This is a genomic window from Agarivorans sp. QJM3NY_25 (assembly GCF_050870875.2).
Lineage (GTDB): Bacteria > Pseudomonadota > Gammaproteobacteria > Enterobacterales > Celerinatantimonadaceae > Agarivorans.
Genome location: NZ_CP194041.2, coordinates 159747 through 179600, shown reverse-complemented (window position 1 = coordinate 179600; position 19854 = coordinate 159747). Strand labels below are relative to the sequence as shown.

General features: G+C 46.0%; 15 protein-coding genes. All 15 read right to left on the bottom strand.

Annotated features, from left to right (window positions below):
* Nucleotides 1-10: 10 nt before the first annotated feature.
* Nucleotides 11-490: an Hcp family type VI secretion system effector gene (locus ACRRSW_RS00805; protein ID WP_432455099.1), complete on the bottom strand. Its 480-nt coding sequence runs from the start codon at nt 488-490 to the stop codon at nt 11-13.
* Nucleotides 491-681: 191 nt separating this feature from the next.
* Nucleotides 682-3264: a type VI secretion system ATPase TssH gene (gene tssH, locus ACRRSW_RS00800; protein ID WP_432455100.1), complete on the bottom strand. Its 2583-nt coding sequence runs from the start codon at nt 3262-3264 to the stop codon at nt 682-684.
* Nucleotides 3265-3295: 31 nt separating this feature from the next.
* Complete coding sequence (tssG, locus tag ACRRSW_RS00795; protein WP_432455101.1) at nt 3296-4273, bottom strand: type VI secretion system baseplate subunit TssG; 978 nt, start codon at nt 4271-4273, stop codon at nt 3296-3298.
* Nucleotides 4270-6099 carry a type VI secretion system baseplate subunit TssF gene (gene tssF, locus ACRRSW_RS00790; protein ID WP_432455102.1) on the bottom strand — a complete coding sequence of 610 codons (1830 nt, stop codon included), beginning with the start codon at nt 6097-6099 and terminating at the stop codon, nt 4270-4272. Before tssF ends, tssG begins: the two co-directional genes overlap by 4 nt.
* 3 nt (nt 6100-6102) lie before the next feature.
* A complete protein-coding gene (gene tssE, locus ACRRSW_RS00785) occupies nt 6103-6579 on the bottom strand; it encodes a type VI secretion system baseplate subunit TssE (protein ID WP_432455103.1) in 477 nt (158 codons plus the stop codon).
* Nucleotides 6579-7388: a type VI secretion system accessory protein TagJ gene (locus ACRRSW_RS00780; protein WP_432455104.1), complete on the bottom strand. Its 810-nt coding sequence runs from the start codon at nt 7386-7388 to the stop codon at nt 6579-6581. The genes tssE and ACRRSW_RS00780 overlap by 1 nt, the downstream gene beginning before the upstream one ends.
* 4 nt (nt 7389-7392) lie before the next feature.
* Nucleotides 7393-8946, bottom strand: coding sequence for a type VI secretion system contractile sheath large subunit (gene tssC, locus ACRRSW_RS00775; RefSeq protein WP_432455105.1), 1554 nt, complete (start codon nt 8944-8946; stop codon nt 7393-7395).
* A gap of 32 nt (nt 8947-8978) precedes the next feature.
* A complete protein-coding gene (gene tssC, locus ACRRSW_RS00770; protein ID WP_432460631.1) occupies nt 8979-10472 on the bottom strand; it encodes a type VI secretion system contractile sheath large subunit in 1494 nt (497 codons plus the stop codon).
* Nucleotides 10469-10984, bottom strand: a complete 516-nt coding sequence (gene tssB / locus ACRRSW_RS00765; protein WP_432455107.1) for a type VI secretion system contractile sheath small subunit — start codon at nt 10982-10984, stop codon at nt 10469-10471. The genes tssC (ACRRSW_RS00770) and tssB overlap by 4 nt, the downstream gene beginning before the upstream one ends.
* Before the next feature lie 47 nt (nt 10985-11031).
* Nucleotides 11032-12144: a type VI secretion system protein TssA gene (gene tssA, locus ACRRSW_RS00760; protein WP_432455108.1), complete on the bottom strand. Its 1113-nt coding sequence runs from the start codon at nt 12142-12144 to the stop codon at nt 11032-11034.
* A gap of 8 nt (nt 12145-12152) precedes the next feature.
* Entirely contained in the window at nt 12153-12962 is an 810-nt protein-coding gene (locus ACRRSW_RS00755; protein ID WP_432460630.1) for a PP2C family protein-serine/threonine phosphatase, read from the bottom strand.
* Entirely contained in the window at nt 12956-13642 is a 687-nt protein-coding gene (gene tagF, locus ACRRSW_RS00750) for a type VI secretion system-associated protein TagF (protein WP_432460629.1), read from the bottom strand. The genes ACRRSW_RS00755 and tagF overlap by 7 nt, the downstream gene beginning before the upstream one ends.
* Nucleotides 13624-17163, bottom strand: a complete 3540-nt coding sequence (tssM, locus tag ACRRSW_RS00745) for a type VI secretion system membrane subunit TssM (protein ID WP_432460628.1) — start codon at nt 17161-17163, stop codon at nt 13624-13626. The genes tagF and tssM overlap by 19 nt, the downstream gene beginning before the upstream one ends.
* A gap of 21 nt (nt 17164-17184) precedes the next feature.
* Nucleotides 17185-18489 (bottom strand): type VI secretion system protein TssL, long form, encoded by a 1305-nt coding sequence (gene tssL / locus ACRRSW_RS00740; protein ID WP_432460627.1) that lies wholly within the window; start codon nt 18487-18489, stop codon nt 17185-17187.
* Nucleotides 18490-18513: 24 nt separating this feature from the next.
* Entirely contained in the window at nt 18514-19836 is a 1323-nt protein-coding gene (gene tssK / locus ACRRSW_RS00735; protein WP_432460626.1) for a type VI secretion system baseplate subunit TssK, read from the bottom strand.
* Nucleotides 19837-19854 lie beyond the last annotated feature (18 nt).

The following is a 19854-nucleotide window of genomic DNA, read 5'->3' as shown; positions in this document are numbered from 1 at the left end:
GTAAGAACAATTACATTTGTTGACCTTTAACACCGCTATAGCCGTAAACAAGTGGTGCTTGAACATTATTTTGATCATCAGTTGGGGTAACGGTCATCATCATTTCAGTGTAAGAAATCGTGATGTGCTCTACCGGACGATCATCTTGAATCGAAACGGCATAACTAGAAATCATCGCATCGGTTAACTCGATTTTCATGATTTCTTCAATTTTTTCACCTTGCTTAGTAATGTGGAAAACTGCTGGTTTACCCTTACCAATAGTGGCTTCTTTGAATAAATCAGGCGAAGCTTTATCTTGCATTTTTGAAATTGTGACATCACATAAGCGCGTTGCGCTCGCTTCACGATCTTGGGCAGTCCCCGTATGAGAAGTGATCTCACGACTCACCGACCAATCAACTGATAACAGCGTAATTAGATCTTTGTACTGCTCAGCGGTTGCTTCGCCTTTAATATCACCATATTTCAAATAAGTATTTGCTTGCATGCTAAGTTCCTTTAGCTAATTTTTAAAAATATACCCATAAGGGCTAGGTTATTAATGCATCGCCTTAAACGAGCAAATTTACTTGTCGCAGCCATCTCACAAATCAATCCAGTAAAAAACAAATTAAAAAGACAACCATCACAACTTCGAAGAACACATTATAGATATTTACATCAATAAATAAACACAAATCACTCTGTTTCTACACAATAATTAGAATCACGTATATCGATTAAGATTGAACCGACGTTTTTCTTAGAAAAAACAGCCTCCAACACCTTTTTCGATATAATCGGTAATAAATCATTTTGAATATTATTTTGAATCGCCCTCGCACCTATATCTGCGTTATTTGATTGTTGGTTCAAATATTCAGCGACTTGCTCAGAAAAACGTAATGTTCCTTTATAACTCTTGGAAAACCGTTGTTCGACACGCTGTAACTGCAAACGAACAATCTGCTGCAGTGTGACGTGATTTAGAGGAATAAAAGGGATCACATTTAAGCGACCGATAAAAGCCGGCTTAAATACGGCGAGCAGGTCATCGTTAAGCGCCTGTTTTAAGCCGTCAATATCAGGGGCTGTTTCTTGATCCTCAAACAAAGCAGTGGTGGTATCAGTTCCAACATTCGAAGTCATAATGATGATGGTATTTTTGAAGTCTATGTCTCGACCTTCACCATCTTTAATCGAGCCTTTATCGAAGACCTGATAAAATATGTCTTGCACTCCGGGGTGGGCTTTTTCCATCTCATCCAGTAATACCACGCTGTAAGGTTTGCGCCGCACAGCCTCGGTGAGCACGCCCCCTTCACCATACCCCACGTATCCCGGAGGAGAGCCGACTAATAAAGAGACCTTATGCTCCTCCTTAAACTCCGACATATTGATTACCGTGAGGTTATCTTCACTGCCATAGACCTGTTCAGCCAAAGTTAAAGCGGTTTCCGTTTTACCTGTACCGCTGGGTCCCGTGAGTAAAAACACCCCATTGGGCTTACGCTCGTCACTGAGATGAGCACGGGTGGTTTGTACTACTTTGCTGATTAAATCTAGAGCGTGATCCTGGCCGATAATCCGCTCGGCCATTTTCTGTGATAAGTTCAAAACCGTAGTTATCTCATTAGCTTGCATCCGCCCAAGAGGAATACCCGTCCAATCAGCAATCACCTCTGCAACGAGTAATTCATCAACTTCTAAGAACACCATCGGTTGAGCCACTTCCGCTAAAGAGGCTTTCAAATCCACCAGCTGACGACGTAACTCAAGCCGATCGTCATGATCCACATTTAAGATCTCATCAACATACTGCTTGGCTTTTTTCACCAAACCCTGTTCGTCACGCCAAGTGCTTTCGGCTTGCGCAAAGGCAGCTTGAACATCTACCAATTGGCAGCTAAGTTGGCTGAGTAGAGCTTGATGATTAGAACCCGTTAACTGTTCTCTCTCTAATTGCTCAATTTGAGCACTGAGTTGTTGCTGCTGTCGCTGTAAATGCTCTACCTGGCTTGGCGTTGCCGCTTGGCTCATCGCTACCCGGGCACAAGCTGTATCGAGCAAGGCCACCGCTTTATCGGGTAGTTGACGACCATTAATGTAACGATTTGAAAGACAAACTGCTGCCTGTAAAGCTTGATCGCTAATACTGACTCGATGATGCTTTTCCATCGCTGGCAGCAAACCTCGCAACATGACGATCGCTTTGTCTTCACTAGGCTCTTCAACTTTCACCACTTGAAAGCGACGCGTCAAGGCAGCGTCTTTCTCAAAATATTTCTTGTACTCAGCCCAAGTTGTAGCGGCAATTGTTCGCAGTTCACCCCGCGCCAAGGCTGGCTTGAGTAAATTAGCAGCATCGTTCTGCCCAGCTTGGCCGCCACTGCCAATTAACGTATGCGCTTCATCGATAAAAACAACGATTGGGATTGCCGAGTTTTTTACCTCGCTGATCACCGACTTTAAACGATTTTCAAACTCGCCCTTCATCCCAGCACCTGCCTGTAGCAAGGCTAAATCCAAGACCTGAATCCTCACATTCTGTAATGATTCAGGTACATCTTTGGCGACAATACGTTGAGCTAAACCTTCCACAACGGCCGTTTTACCCACCCCAGCCTCACCTGTCAAAATTGGGTTATTTTGCCGTCGACGAGTTAAAATATCGATCATCTGACGGATTTCATCATCACGCCCTAAAATTGGGTCGAGTTGGCCCTGTCGAGCTTGCTCGGTTAAGTCGATGGTAAACTGCTCTAAGTTAGGCGTTTTAGCTGAGGATTGAGTCTGAACAGTGCCATCACCAACGTTATTTTGCAGGCCCGACCAAATACGGCTCAGTTGACTCACCTCAATGGCTTCCAAATGTTGCAAATAATCCATGGTGGTGAAACTTAAAGTATCGTCACTCAATAAAGCGTGAAGAATATGCACTGGAAAAATGCTGGTTTGCTGGTATTCAATCGTCGCGACCATCCATGCTGCACTTAATAGACTCACAATTTGCGGAGACAAACTTGGGGTTTGTGGATTACCCGTTTTAGCTTGTTCAAGACTACGATTTAAATCCTGAATAAAGCCCGCTAAATCAAGCGAATAATACTGAGCGATGATGTATAAATCCTCACTGCGCTGCTCACACATTGCCAACAGCCAGTGCTGAACTTCAACACTAAAATGACTACGGCTATTAGATAGCGCGGCGGCCGACTCTAAACTTTGCTTGGCAGCTGGCGACAGCTTCTCAACCATTGATTTCAAACTCATTGTGGTCATTTTTATTCCCTTTCCTTGCTTTCGAATGCGCTTACGCAATCACTATCTTGGTGTACTGTTCCATGTGCCGACTATTCATGCTTAAGGATGCGCCGCGCCCAAGAGCCAAGCTGCAATGACCTAAACGCCCACTCGGCATATCTCGATAACGTGCACTTAAACTCCAACGAGGACGAATATGATTCGGTAAATATGCGGCCACGGTTTGTTGCAATAGATCCAATAACGGCCCTCCTGGTAACAAACGCTGAGCCGCCGCTTGACTGTCGGCCTGAATATCAATGTCAATGGCTGAGCCCACATCCCATATTTTGCTGCCCAAGGTGGCACTTCTGCCAAGCTGAGCATGCTGACCTTCAGGGGTGAATCGGCCTCCTAACTGCGTTTGCTCAGATTCATTTAAACTCAGCCACTGCCCGACTCGCTGATGAACCACCACCTGACAGCCTGATATCAGCTGAACGATTTGTTTTAAGGCTTGTGCACTGCGTATGGTTTGAGAAAACAGTCCGCCGACATAAAGTTGACTAGAAGTAGAAGTCCCCGCTAATGCGTGCAAAGCCAAAGAAATAGGATCGGATTGCCCAGTTTGTAAGCGACGCAGATATTGCAGTGGGTACTGATATTTCTCCCAAGCGCGGTGGTACAAAGAAATAACGCGGTGATGAAAGATGTCTAAAAAGTCACGCATCGATTCATCTTTTTGTTTGCAACGTTCCATGACCCATTCACTATAATGGCTGGGTAATACGCCACTAGGCCCGGTTAGGCCCATGAAATTGACGTACACCTGGTAAGGTTGCGAGGCCGACTCTGGCACCACCACCTTCGCTAAGGCTTTTCCCGGAAAACCTAAATTTTGCGGCACTTTAAAACGCAGCGCTTCGTGCTTTGGCAGCGTATCGGAGCCTATTCCATGATGAACGCCCCCCCGACTTGCTTGGATCGCGACCACACTATGATGAAAATCTTGTTCGCTGCCACTATTTAAGCCTTCAAAGAGATTCATAACAGCTCCATATCTCCCGCCAAGGCGGGCCAGCGATGCAATGCTTGAGCATGGCCCAGTATTCGAATCGTTAAACGGGTAAAGCTATTAATGGTGGTGTATTGTGCAAAAAAGTGTGCCAGTACATTGCCAAAAAAGAACAGATTGGTGCCAGACAAATCTTGGTTGGTAAATACAAGCTCGATGTCCGAACCGTGGCAGAAACCAACTCGACCATTTTGTACGACTCTTGCGGTTGCTCGCTGAACATCCAGACTGGTGATAGCTTCAATCAACACCTTGGTTTGCGGTAACTGTTTAAAGTCGTACAACTGCAACAACTCCTGCAACAACTGGACTGCATTTGCCTGAGTAAAGTGATTGAGCGTTAGGTGACTGGCCAATTGCCAGCGAGAAGCATCAAACATTGCCGGTCGCACCGGTTCGCTAAATGGCAGCAAACAGCGAACATTTTTTAGAGAGTCAGCGCGACTGGGCATCACGACCGAGGGTTGACCCCCACCAAAGGGCAGTCTTGCAGGCAAATTTCGATTACTGCACAGAGCTTTCGCTGAAATCAGCCATTGTTCATGCTGCTCGATATCCAGCGGCTTCGCATTGCCATCAACCACTGATAAATAGCTCTCTACGCCCGGCTCGTCATGGCCTCCCGCCCATTTGTTGAATTCACGACGCAGCGTCCAAAATAGATGACCCGCAGGCACATAATGAGGAAGCTGACTACCATAAAAAGGCGTGACTGCAACACCATTGTCGTGCTGATCAAAAGCTTCTACATCTAATATGCGAATCACTTCGGAGATATCCGCATCACGATAGCGAGGCACCAGACGATGCTCAAACCGAGCGGGATCTAAGCGCAGCGGCTCCAACTCATCTTCGAACAGATTCACCACAGGTACACAACCAAGTAAGATGTTATCTGCACTAAGCTGTTTCGCCAGAATATCAGAATCGGCGTCAAGATAGATATATAGGTCCACTTCATGCTGCTCACCAAACCAATTGGGCTCCAGATCTTGAAGCTCAAAAAACATGAATTTCTCAGGACATAAAAAATGCTCAACCAACAAACGGTAGCCATTAAAACTACGTTGTTCGTAAGGTACGACCTTTTCTTCATCGGCAAAGCCGACCGCATGTATATGCCTTGCTTGCAAATATTGGCGAGCCTGCATACTGTCAGGATTGGCAAATGCCATACCAACACTCGATTGAAAAATTAATTGATAAAGTTGATAGCTCAGCTGTGGTTGGCCGTGAATATAGAATCGCAGCTTGTCGATACCTAAATCACGGAACGACACATCATCAAATTCGCAACTCAGTCTTAATTTTAAAACGGCGCTAACATGCTTTTGAAAATTGGGCCGAGGCGCTTTAAAGGGGGCACTTTCAAAACTCGCTTTAGTAAGCTCTATCGGCCACATTTGCACGTCGTAACACGTATTAAAACGACAACTTTTATAGCCCGGAACTTGGGTATCTAATTCCGTCCCTTTAGGGATCATCAAACTATAGTCAGTGACGTTTTGAGTGCTCATCTTAATCACTGACATCGAGGGGATCGGTGCATGATAATCAGGGTAAAGTTGACCAAGTAGAGCTTCCGTAAGCTCAGGAAAACTGTCATCAAGCTTTTGCCGCACTTGAGCAGTTAACAAAGCAACGCCCTCTAATAAACGAGATACATGCGGATCTTCGACACTTTCTTCGCTGATCCGCAAACGCCCAGCCACTTTAGGATAACGTTCGGCGAACTCGGCCCCCATATGACGCAGATAAGCAAGTTCACGATTGTAATACTTTAATAGTTCATCACTCATGACTTACTCAACTATTTTTATGCCTAAGCAAACGGGTTCAACTTCGGAATCGAAGGTCATCTCTTCCGGTTCAGGATCGGCATGACACAAGGCATGGATCCGCAAACGTAATACTCGATCCAGCGGTTGCTCATCGCTTACCGTCGACACCGATACATCAATAAAGCGCGGCTCAAATTTGCGGATCGTTTGTTCAACAATCTGACAGAGCCTCTCTCTTCCATCCTGACTACTTAAAGGCATTGACGAGAAATCGGGTAGTCCGTAGCTAAATAAAGAAAGATCGAGCTCGTGGTACCACTCTGGCCAGGTATGCCAATGCAATTTAGCATTCAGCAAGGCCTCTAGATCTCGACGAATACTTTGCCGATAAGCCTGTCGACCATAGCTAGAGTAAACGCCGTTTGAAGCCAGCGCGTCATCATGGGTATTACACAAACGATCAAGTAAGGACAGTTGCAAAGCTGGTAAACCACTCATCACTCAACCGTCTCTGTGCAGCTAAGAGTAGAGCAAGACTCAAGCAAAGATATAGCCAGCGCATTATCGTTTACTAGCCACATTTTTAGCCCTCGTCCTTGAAAGAACTCACTATTTAACAAGGGCTGCCAATCTGTTTCGCGACCCAATTTTTCAGCGTCGCTCTCACTAGCGAGGTAAGTCATCGGCAGGAATACTTCACCTGAAGGACCATCTTTTATATCTAATTCAGCACGACGCCAGATCTGTTCGAATAGACTGGTCGCGGGGAGTAACTTTAGCCAAGTCACATCGGCAAAAGACACAAAATAATACAAGCCATTTGAGCCAAACACTTCCAAGTAACCCGCTAAGCTGTCATCTAAATCACGAAGTTCAGTGCAAGTTTGATCGTTGATTGTTAACTCAGCAGATTCACGCAAATGCTCCAACTGCTGCGCTGCACGCGTTAATGCACGCTGATCTTTATTGAGCAACGCTAAACGCAATTCAATAAGCTGAGTTAAGCTTTGCTTTGCACCACTCACCAAACTGGCGGTATCGCCACCGTGCGCAAAATCAACTCGAGATTGAGCCGCGTGTACTAACTGACGCATGTTTAATGCCCCTGGTACACATTGCGGGTGCTGTTTCACCAATAGATCTAACTGCTGATCGGCGCGCTCTAACTGGCCATCAATACACAACAACTCAATAAAGCTACTGCGCGTATCTAAATCTTTAGGTTTTACTTTTAAATGCGCGATAGTCGCGGCAATTGCTTCACTTAACTGTCCCTGTTGAATCAACTGTTTTATTTGTTGTTGCATCTATTTATCCTGCTTGGTGGTAGCTTGGCGATAACTCGGTTATCAAGCGAATACTGGATACCATCTGATCCAGCTGAAAATGTGGTCGTAAGTGAATAATGGAGTAGTAATGGCCGGGTTTACCCCGCTGCTCTTTAACCTGGATACTGGCTTCATTCAGCGGATAACGGGCTCGGATTTCGTCAGATGCCTCATCGGAGGCGGTGGTATAGCGATGCAACCAACGCTGTAGATCACGTTCGATCAAGTGGGCACTATCAAATCTGCCGACCCGGTCACGTCCTATAATCTTGAGATAATGAGCAAATCGCGAGACACATAATACATATTGCAACATTGAGGAGAGGCGCGCATTCACCGCCACCGCCATACTGTCATAATGCTTAGGTAGATTCACCGAAGCATTGCTGTACAAGACTAAGTGCTCGGTGTGAGGAACAGTGGAGACCGGAATAAAACCGCTATCAGACAACTGTTTCTCTAGTCGATCTCCCACCTGCAAATTAACTGGGGGCTTCGCTGAACGAATATGCCGTGACAGCTTAAAATCTGAACCAGGCAAGTCAAACACCAGACCATGTTTATATTGACCCGGCTGTAAGCCTCTAATTTGACTGAACCAACCCGACTCTCTAAATGCACGTACCGCTACCGAAGCCACACCATAGGCCGCATTTCCCCATAAATAATCGCGTTCCGGATCATTCACTTGCTCAACAAACATAAAGCCTTCTTGACGTCGGCCATCTTGCTGATATGGCTCCCGCATCAAGATATTTGGTGCAGCAATACCTAAGAATCGCGAGTCTTCCTGACTTCTTAACTTGCGCCACAACAGGTATTCATCTTGAGAGAACTGCGCCGCAATATCACGCACCGACGCCAATTCACTGAAATAATCGACCCCCAACATTGAAGGATCTGCCCCCGTGACAAAAGGAGCAAAAGCGGCTGCGGCGGTAAGACTAATAGCCCGCAGCGCTTCTAAATCATTTATCGCAATACCGTTACGCGCTTTATGACTCACTCGATAATCGCCGACAAGCATGCCAAAGGGCTCTCCACCAGGCATATTAAATTCATTGCTATAGATCTGTTTAAATAACTCACTTTGATCAAATTCGATGGCTCTAGAGACATCGCGACACAACTCTTGCCAACTGATACTAATCAACTTCACTTTGGTCACAAGGCTGTGTTCTTGCGGACCTATTTGGGCAGTAAGATACTCAAGCCCCCGCCAACTTGCCTCTAACTGTTGAAAGTGAGGATGGTGAATAATCGCATTCACTTGGTTATTCAGGCGCTCATCAATATCACGAATAGCCCGCAGTAAAATTGGCCGCAAGCGCTCTGCAGACCATGATTCAAGCTGCTGATTATCCTTCTCCAGCCAAATACGCAAGGCGAGATAGGCATCTTCAGTGGCCAGAAATTGATCCACGACTTCACTTTGGGCACACCAATCCGCATCGATCCGCAACGGTTCAACATCAATTTGTTGCAAAGTTTGGCTATCCACAAAGCGCAGAGATGGTAAAGTTTGAGTCATTGTCATGAGAAAACGCGGACCTTGCGGCCCGCTTTTAATTATCCGCCAATTTCTGGAATTTTTGCGACCAGGCGCAACGATGTGGTGAGTTCTTCCATCTGCAACCAAGGCCGTAACCAAGCCACGGCGTTGTAGGAACCCGGCGCACCAGGGATCTCTTTTACCTGAACCTTAGCGTCAGCTAATGGGTATTTCGCACGGATCTCCTGACCGCCTCCCTCAGAGGCGTTGACATAACTTAAGATCCATCGATTCAACCAATTCTCAACGTCTTCAGCTTCCATAAAACTGCCAATTTTGTCGCGAGCCATCACCTTAAGGTAATGAGCGAAACGAGAGGTAGCCATGATGTATGGTAAACGTGAAGAAATAGCCGCATTTGCAGTGATATCTGGATTATCAAAGCGCTTGGATTTTTGACAGGTTTGCGCGCCAAAAAACACTGCGTAATCGGTGTTTTTATAGTGACACAAAGGCAAAAAACCTAATTTACTCAATTCCGCTTCACGTCGATCAGTAATGCCAATTTCAGTTGGGCATTTCAAATCTGGATCGCCATCATCGGAAACAAAGAGGTGCGAAGGCAGGTTTTCAACCTTGCCGCCTCCCTCGGCACCACGAATAGCAGTACAAAAACCATACTTAGCGAAAGCTTCGGTCATCCGCGCACCTAATACATAGGAAGCATTCATCCAACAGTATTCATCATGCTCAGTGGTTTTGGACATGCCAGTTTGCGGATCAAGTTCAAACTCTTCATAACGAAATTCTTCAATCGGCGTTGTCGCTTCACCATAAGGTAAACGCGCCAATACTCGCGGCATAGCTAGCGTCACAAATCGAGAATCATCACTTTCGCGGAATGAACGCCATTTGGTGTACTCTAAAGACTCAAACACCTTCTCAAGATCACGAGGCTTGGTTAGTTCGGTCCAGTTATCAAAACCAAATAAAGCCGGTGATGATGCCGATAAGAAGGGCGCAAAGCCGGCCGCTGCAACATTCGACATCAAACTTAAACTTTCGATGTCCTCTGGATGATTGGTAAACTCATAATCACCAACTAAGGCACCGTAAGGTTCACCCCCTGGCGTTCCAAACTCAGATTCATAAACCTTTTTGAAAATTTGGCTCTGATCAAATTCAACCGCTTTGCTCAAATCTTTATGCAACTCTTTCTTACTCATGCTGAGCACTCGAATTTTCAGAGTTTGACTAGTTTCAGAATTCATCACTAAGTAATTCAAACCACGCCAAGATCCTTCCAGCTTTTGGAAACTTGGGTGATGCATCACCTCAGCAAGCTGCTTGGAAATAAGTTCATCAATCCCGGCAATCGCTTCTCGAAAAGTTACGGTAAGATTTTTATTCCAAGTCACGGTACCTTTCAACGCTTCTTCAGTAAGTGTTCTTAACAATTCTTTTGAGCGAGAGTAGTCCGTCTGCTTCGTCGCGCCAATCGCCTGCTCCAAGATAGAGCCCTGCGCTTGTTCAACACTTGGGTCTAGAACGGTTTGGCTTTCAAGACTCATGCTGCGCCCTCCGGATTAACATCTTTCGTTAGTTCACCCGCTAATTTTTGCAAAGAGTCGGTATTATTTAAGACCTCTTCCAAAATATTTTCTAAGTCTTCTGAGCGATCGACTTTGGTCATCAAATCACGAAGCTTATTACGTGTATCCATCAACTTACGTAATGGCTCGACTTGATTAACCACGGCTGCAGGATCAAAATCTTTCATCGACTGGAAAGCCAATTCGACGGACATCAATGAATCATCGTCCGCAAGTTTGTTATCCACTTTAAACTCTAATTTAGGATTCATTCGCTTCAATACATCATCAAAATTGTCGCGATCGATCTGAATAAAACGACGGTCTTTAAGCGGCTTCAATGCCGTGGTATTGTCGCCCGCAAAATCCCCCATCACTCCGACGACAAACGGTAATTCTTTTTTAACTGCAGCACCTTCAGTTTCCACATCGTAAGTAATGTGAACTCTTGGTTTGCGTACCCGAGACAACTTGCCGTGGATACTGTCCATATCAATCTCCTTGTTATTGATTAACACGTAGAGCGCTAAGCACCACGTTAGTCTTGTTGTTCCGATATAATTCCGGTCAATCGGAAATACCCGGTTCGAGCATCGTTATCTGTAATCAGCTCTTGGAGTAAATCCGGTAAGCTCATTCCACTCCAACGAACCACTTGCTCAATGGCATAAGCCATTGGCGAGTGAGGTTCTGTTTGCTTAAAAAAATCTGCTATTGTTGTCAGTTGAGCAATCGCCTCTACCCGGCTATTTAACTGCGAATGAGGACTAACTGCGTCCGCGGCAGAAAGCGCGCCATCTGTCGAGGCCATACTCACTTGCTGCGTCATTGACTGGCTTTCAGCTTCAGCCAATTTATCAGCGGCGATATAACGTACCGCCTCTGCACATTCAGTAAGACGCTTAGCGATGTGAGAACTGGGCTGCGGTTCGCCAACCGCCTCATCAATGCACTGTGATAAAAGCAGATAGGATTCCATGGCGGCTTCAATATCACTTAACAACTCAACAAAAAAACTGCCGCGAGTCGCTTTCACCGTGTGAGTAATATCTTCCAGCCGCACCGCGCCAGCGGCATAACGCTGGCTACGCTTAGTATCATCGAAACGCTCCACTTCGCTCGCTTGTTCAAATTCCCACAAGGAATAGGCTTGGTCTTCAACCAGCTCGGTTAAAGGCACACAAGCAATCGGCATTAACAGGGTGCCTTCACCGTCATAACCATTAAGTCCGATCAAAGGCGCGACGCGAGTAAGTAGCCCATCTTCATCTGGGCTGGGGTACAGATCTTCCCAATGCTGTTCAATCAGGCTACGCGCAACATCAAAGCCCAGTTTTATGCCCTTAAATCCTTTGCGGCGCACCAAGGCTTCAATCAGCCAAGCCGCGAGTTCTAAATCTTTACAAGTATCGAGCAATACCTCGGGAACTCGCTGAATAATGGGGTCCCATTCATGAGCGAGACTCAAAAGCGGCTCGTTATCCACCAAGGCATTACGCTCTGCGGCCCGAGCACCGTTACGAACATCTTTAAGCGTAAAGTAGGTCGATAAAGGTGAAGCATCTAAGCGCGGGTCTTCACCGCAAGGTCGCGCTTCAGATAGAGGCTTTGCTAATGCCAGAAAATCAATCTCGAACAGTTGGTCAAACATTTAAGCTCCTAGCGCCGATTAAAAAATACGGGAACCGTATCGTCACAATGTTCTTCATCAGTTCCGGTATCGCTTTGACATACCTTCACCAACACACAACTCACATTGTCACTCGCGCCTTTCACCAAAGCGGAATGCATCAAGGCCAAACCAATATCAGAAACACTGTTCGCTTGCATGCACATCGCCAAATCAGCATCACTGAGCTCTTTGGTTAAACCATCGGAGCACAATAAAAATTGATCTCCCGGTAGCAACTGACCGGAGCTTTGATCCACGGTCAGCGCTTCACTTACCCCAATGGCTCGAGTAATCACATTCGACAAAGGGTGCTGCTCTGCTTCAGACTCAGCAATTAAACCTTGTTCGACCATTTCCATGACTTGGCTATGATCGCGAGTTTTACGCTGTAACTGCTGATCGCGAAACAGATAAATACGACTATCCCCGACCCAAAGACAATGATAGAAACCATCTCGAATCTGCAGTAACACAGCCGTACTGCCTGCCGTTTTCCCCGCTAAGTGCTGCTGCGAATAGTCAATGATTTGCTGATTGGCACCAAGTAAGGCCTTGCGTAGGCAATCAATACTTAAATGCTCAGTTGGGCTTGACTCAACACTTTGCGTCACACTATCAATCACCATTTGACTGGCAATGTCTCCGGCCGCATGGCCCCCCATGCCATCGGCAACCACCCACACGCCAGCTTCACGTAAATCAAGCACAGCATCTTCATTATATGGACGCACTTTTCCAGGATGGCTTCGTGCGAAGCTCACAAAAAATCCGCCTAACAATGTTGAATGCGCTACCATCCCCAATGCTCCCATTGCCCATCTAACATGGCTGAAAACTGGCTAACTAACGGCAAACTTTCGGTCACCAGCGTGCATTCAGGTACATGCTCAGAACCATGAGTCCACCATATGCAGTAGCGCCCTAAGTTCTGACGTAGTTGCAAATGCAATAAGTTTTCACTGTTGATTACTTGCTCACTCTCTAATACCAGTTGTTGAGAGTCTTTGGCGCCATTTAATACTGGATTAGCTACTGCGATAGATTCCAACCAGTCGAGTTGACGAATGCTTTCAGCCCAACGTTGTACGTCGGTATCATCATCAAGCAATTTAAGTACTTTCTCTTCACTGTGCTCGCTCCACTCTCGCTGCTGCCAAAGACTGACTGGCTGCACATTCACAGGTTTTGCCATAGTGAAGTAGAAGTGGCGACCAACTTGGTCAACACTAGGCATCAACGTTCCCCCCATCGCAGACTCTCCTGATACGCCAGCAGAAAGAGCAAAATGCCAGATGGGGCTGGTCAGATAACGATCTAACCATTGCTCTCCGAGTTGTTCGCGACTGACAGCGGTCACGGCTTGCAACCATTCACGCCAAGCGCTCACAAAATCATTGGGTAAATGACCTTGAATAAAATCACCTCGAGCTGGGACTTTTCCAAAATAACCAAATCCGCTTATAGGCTGACTGGACATGCGAACCTCGCCAAATCGTTAGACCAAAAAGGGTGCATGGCAGTATTCGGAATTAACTCGAGCTTTACCTTATTCCCTTTAATTTCGATATCGAGAATGTTGTCTTTACGACTCGCTGGACGCTGCGCTAACAAACCATCGAGCATTCGAAACAAGCCCCAATTGCCAGGGAACGTCTCAGAAATTGAATGGCCCGATTTAGGTGGTACAAAAGCTAAACGGGTACTGCGACTGGCGTCGCCAGGCCAAATGAAATGCGAAGTACGCCGCGGTCCATGCCGGTAAACCAACTCCTGCTCACCCATTTCAACTCTGAAGTTATTGATATGGGCATCCAGAGATAGGGGTTTTAAACCAAATTCCACTCGCGGTATTTGGGTACCAGGTTCGAAAAATACGTCGCGGATCCGTCGCGCTTGTTGAAAGACCTTGAGGGAGTCTGCATCAATTCCCACCGAGCGTTCTAGCTTCCAGACTCGCTTACTGGTATCGACCGAAGACTTTAGGTAACGCTCAAAGAACTGGTCCATGGTTCCGCCATAACCGAAAAAGCGAGAGAAATCTTTGAGTCTAACGTCTTCAGTGGCTTTATGACTAAACGGGTACTTACCTCGAATAGCTGCTCGGTATTCCTTGTAGACGCTATCCTTCCAAATCGTATTCACATGAACCTGCGCGCCTCGTTTAGCCAAGGCGACGGTTTGATTCGACAACTCACTCATCCATGAGGCAAAAGGAGCTGGTAACATTTTTCGACTACGGCGTAAGGCACTACTAACCGCAGCCTGGCTACTATCATTTATTAAACTGGTATAAGCGCGTTTATTATTCGACTCCGATAAAACCTCTAAATAATCGCGAAGCTCTAATAGTGAAGCTTGCAAACCTTCTAAGTCAGCCTCGTTAATACTGAGTAAATCTTCAAACTCCGCTTCAACTTCCACGCCGGGCAAGGAAAGCTTCGCCGACGACATATCGTTGGGTAAAAAACGGTTAATTCGAGCCTTTTGATTTTTAAACGCCACGTCGGCCGCATTGGCCGCGACATCCCCTGCCAGCTTAGCTTTATCACTAAGCGTAACATCGCTTAAGCGCAACTCTTTTTGCACCGCAAGGATCAAGCTTTGCATCGGCCGCTCAGAGCCTGTGAGCTTTTGAACTAACTCGGCACCTTCTCGTGCCGAAGCGTAAGGTTTCAGTTGAATGTCTGCGAGTAACTGCTCCCACTCATAAACATAGTCTTTAAAGTAACGCTCTCTCACCGCTTGCACCACTTCATCGCGAGTGGCTTCATCAATCGATAAGCTATCGCCATACACCCAGCTGTCTTCCATCAAACGTTTAACAATCCGATTATTTTCAATGCGGAATAAACCGTGGAATCCACTATAGGTATACAAACCAGGGATCCCCTCATGCAAAGGGGTACCACTTGAACGATTGAACACTTGGCGACCTTGGCGTCCCAACACATCACTCAACTTAAAATCAGCGACATGGCTTGAAAGAAATTCGATACGCAAGCGTTGATAAGCCCGTTCGGCCAAAGGCATCCGGGTTAATACACTACGCGCCTGCGCTATCGCCTGCTCATCGACAGCAACCGTATTGACCCCAACACGAAACAAATTGCGAGTATGGGCCATCAGATCCTGGCGAAGGGTTTGATTAATTTCGCCCGGCAGTTTGCGTTCGTAATACACCTCAAACCAACTATATAACAGCTCTAGATCTCGATGCTCAGCATCGTAAATCATTAAGTAAGTCTTTAATGACTCATAGAGGTACTCCAAATAGACCTCATTTTCGGCTAACTCAGTTTTCAGCGCATTGGTGAGGTAAGTCGCAAAATATCCCTGTAAGGCTCGTTGGTATGCCGCTTGTGCTGGTTGACCAATTTTATCACCTTGATACAAACCCATCCGCTGAACATCTTTATCGACCAGCTGATGGCTAAAACCTGCGGGTAAGTCACGCAACAGATTTAAAGCCTGGACAAGGGTTATCACATCGGTATCTTTACTTAAGCTCGGCTTAACCAGATCCTGATATTGACTAACCGCCATCTCACTATGATCAACGAGCTGCTTGTTCCAACGATAACTGTTGTACCAGAACACGCTGCATAGCAATAAACTCAAACAACAAGTACCAATCACCAATCGGCGAGTCCACAAGGCATTTTTTTGGTGATATCGATTAACCGAGCCAAGATATTGCTCAGGGAAAATCACATCCTCTAATAAACGTTTAATGAAATAGCCTTTAGTTTCCCCGGCCTGTTGTTTCAGTGGCACCTGGCCCAAACCTAAACCACTAGACGTTTCGGTCATCACACGATCAATTGGCTTCCCTTCTTGGGTTGCGCTCGCAATGTATAAACCACGTAACATAGGCGCTTCTTCAAAAGCATTCGGCGAGAAAACCTCTTTTAGAAAATCATCAATACTCGATTGCAATAAATGCATTTGTTTCGGGAATTCGTACATCAAGGTTCGTTTATCGATATCTCGTTCTTGCTGTAAACGCTGATTTAATCGACCTTGGATCCGCTTCAGAAGGCCATGAAATTCTCGATTAAATTGACCAACAACACCCAACTCCGGATTTTCCGCGACCAAAGGAAAGGTAATTCCCCAAATTTGCTCGCGCTCATTCGCATTCAAATCAGCAAAGAATTCACTAAATCCTGCGATTAGATCGGCCTTAGTTAAAATCACATAGACTGGAAATTGCATCCCGAGCTGATTTTTAAGCTCATGAATACGCTGCTTAATTGCCCGAGCATGTAAATTGCGTTCGGTACGAGTTTGCTGCAATAGACTCGCCAAACTGACCGTAACAACAGCACCATTAATTGGCCGCTTGGTTCGATACTTTTTAAGTAATCCGAGAAAACCCAACCAAGCTCTAGCGTCTTTTACGTTGTTACTATCTTGAGTGGTATAACGACCTGCGGTGTCGATTAATACGGCCTTGTTGGTAAACCACCAGTCACAATGGCGCGTCCCACCCACGCCAGCTAAGGGGTCATCTCCCAATTTGTCTTTCAAGGGAAATTCTAAACCTGAATTTTTTAGAGCCGTGGTTTTTCCGGTTCCCGGAGGGCCGATCATGATGTACCAAGGCAATTGATATACCCCTTGGCCTCTTGCCAAGTTGGAATTCTTAAGTACTTCTAATGCAGTCACCACTCGCTCGCGTAACGTCTCAACTTCTCTACGACTATCTTCATCGTTACTCTGTTCCCCTTCACCATCGAGTAACGATTGAACCGCTTGTTGATCTTGTTTATGACGGCGTAAATGCTGCCATAGCTGATACACGGTGCAGATCATCGCAACAATAAGAATCGTCAAACAACGCGCTAATGCCCCCACGAAGGGCTCTGCGCCAGCAATAGCAATGAGCGGACCACCAAACCAAATTAAAAAGGATAAAGCTAAAAAGCCAATCACTTTAATCGTCCATTTGGATTTTAATAACTGTAATAAGCGTTGAAAAAACAACCTGATAAACATTTTTAGATCCTTTAACAATGCTTAATAAAGCAAATCAATCTCAACCCGACGGTTTAACGCCCGCGCAGATTCTGAGTCATTACTTGCTCGAGGCTCAGAGTCACCTCGTCCCTCCGGCCACAAGCGCCCCTGCAACAAAGTGCCCACCGACATGGTATTAGCAACGGCGGTCGCTCGCGCTAACGAAAGATGCCAATTAGATGGGTAACGACTAGTAAAGATCGGTTGATTATCGGTATGTCCGGTGATTAGGATCCGACCACTGGTTGACTCTAAAGCTCGAGACAGTTTTTGTAATATCGGCACCAGTGCAGACTTCACTTCTGCACTTCCTGGCGCAAATAACTCGCTTGAATGAATCGTGATACGAACTCGATCACTGAGCGGATGAATCTCCAGTAATTGCCGATTAACTTCTGTTTGTAAACGCTGCTGCAACATCAATAATTGTTGGTCATCTCGCTCAACCGAAGTTTCGACAGCAGCGTCCCATCGCGCCAAAGTATTGAGTCGATTGAATACCTGATCTGAATAGTTATTAATGAAATAACTGCTGGCCATATAAATCGACAGCAGTAGCACACCCCAAATAGCCATCAGCACCCAGATTGGGATCCCACCACCAGCCTCCTTCATCATATTGACACTAGCGTTACTTTGTGAAGATAAGGCAGTTTCAGACTCACCATGTATCATTTGTAAACGTTCAAATGCTTGTTGACGATAGGCTTCTAGCTGGTCTTGACCTCGCTCTGCTACTCGCATTTTTCCGACAAACCCTAAGGCTAAACATAAATATTGCAGCTCTAATAGGGAGGCCTTTTGATGAGGGGCGACTAAGTTTTCATCGAGTAAGGTGAAAAAGTACTCACCCCCCCAAGTTTGCGAGTGAAAAGTCGAGAGTAAACTGTCACTCGCCCAAATCGACTGTCCACCCCAGTTAGTATTGAGTACCGTCTCGTCGATAAAACAGCACATGCAGTAGCGTGCCGCCTCAATTTGCTCGGCACTAATTTGTAGGTGACGTAAATTGGCTTCGTAATCCCGAATTTTATCGATGCACACTTGGCGTAACGACGCGATATCTCCATGCTTCGCAGTACATCGAATTTGCCCCACCATCGATAACAAAACACTCGCTTCGTCAATCAAGGGATTATCGCCAAACTTAGGGAGTTGACCCCCCCGTTCCTTATTTTTCGAAGGCGTGATAACCACGGTGCATTCGGCTTCTGCCGCGCTAGCCGCAATTTTGCCTAAATCGCTGACAGACTTGTTCGCGCCGCGATTCCCTGGCCGAGGCTTCATCACTGTAGCTTCTGACATCAATACTCTTCCTTGGTACTCAAATTACTGACTAATCGCCCAGAGATTCATTTCAAGATCTGGATAATGACCCGACAAATGGATGGCAATCCCACCACTCGCGCTTAGGCGCGCCCAATAGTCGTTACTCTTATCCAATTTGAAATAATGAAAACCGGCATGATAGGGAATTTGCCGCGGTGCAACTGGCAAACCAACAGCGGAAATACCCGGCAATTGGTTGTTAACCAAATCCCGAATATGCTCTACCGGACCAATTTTCACTTGCGCGGGGAAACGCTTGCGTAACTCATCGGAACTAAGGCTGGCAGTAACCGCCAACACAAATTCAGCGCGATCAAGCAGCCCTTTATCTTGCACTTGAGCAATCCGAATACCATAATTAGTTTGATCTAAAGGCAACTGAATCGCGGTTTGCTCAAGCACCATGCTTAGATATTGGTTAAGCACTACCATCAAGTCACCAAATACTCCTGTGAGTTGTTGATGCTGATATGCAGGCAACTGCGGTGCTCGCTTATTCTTACTAGAAAAAGTAGCGAGTTCCCCAGCCAAACTCGCTAATTCTTGATATAGGCGTTCAGGATGCAAACCGCTGGTATGTAAGGTATGTCCCAGCAATGCATCATAGCGATTCAGTAACTGCAACATTAAAAAATCGGCAATTGAGCTAGTACTACCCTGACCAGCGCCAATCCGTGCAGCTAAAGCTTCTGCCCGTTGACGCATCACACCATGAACTTCTAATAAGTGCTGCTTTAGCACCGCATTGTTCTGCGCATTCAGCCAAGGAGGTACAAATTTTCCATCTAAAGTCACTTGCCCCTCTTTAGAAACAGCACTAATTTTGGCAACCGGCAAAGTTGTATAACCCGATAAATTGTCGCTTTCTAGCTTCAATTCAAAGCCAGCCTGGGCCAACTGCAGTACCTCTATTGCATCATTACCGAGCGAGGTATCAGCAACTTCGTGATCAACAAAACGGTAACGCGTGACGCTATTCGCTTGAGCCGATACATTCATACTATTCGACTTTTCGGTCGCAATCGCAATTAACACCATCTGGTCGCGAACACGACTATCTAGCGATAGCGGTTCCGGTAATGGATCGCGTTCAGGAGAAACCATCAACGCGCCATCAGGTAAGTAAGCCTTTATCTTTGACAAACCGAACTTCGCATGACTTAACAATGCGTTGTCGATCACTAACTCATTGATTCCCCAAAAGTAGTTTGACTGCTGCAACATTTGTTGTTGCTGAAAACTTAAACTACGTTCTTGTTGCTGAAAATGCTGAGGACGCAAAAACATACCCTCAGTCCAAGCCACACGACAAAAATCGCTCATTTCTTGTTCCCCAATTGC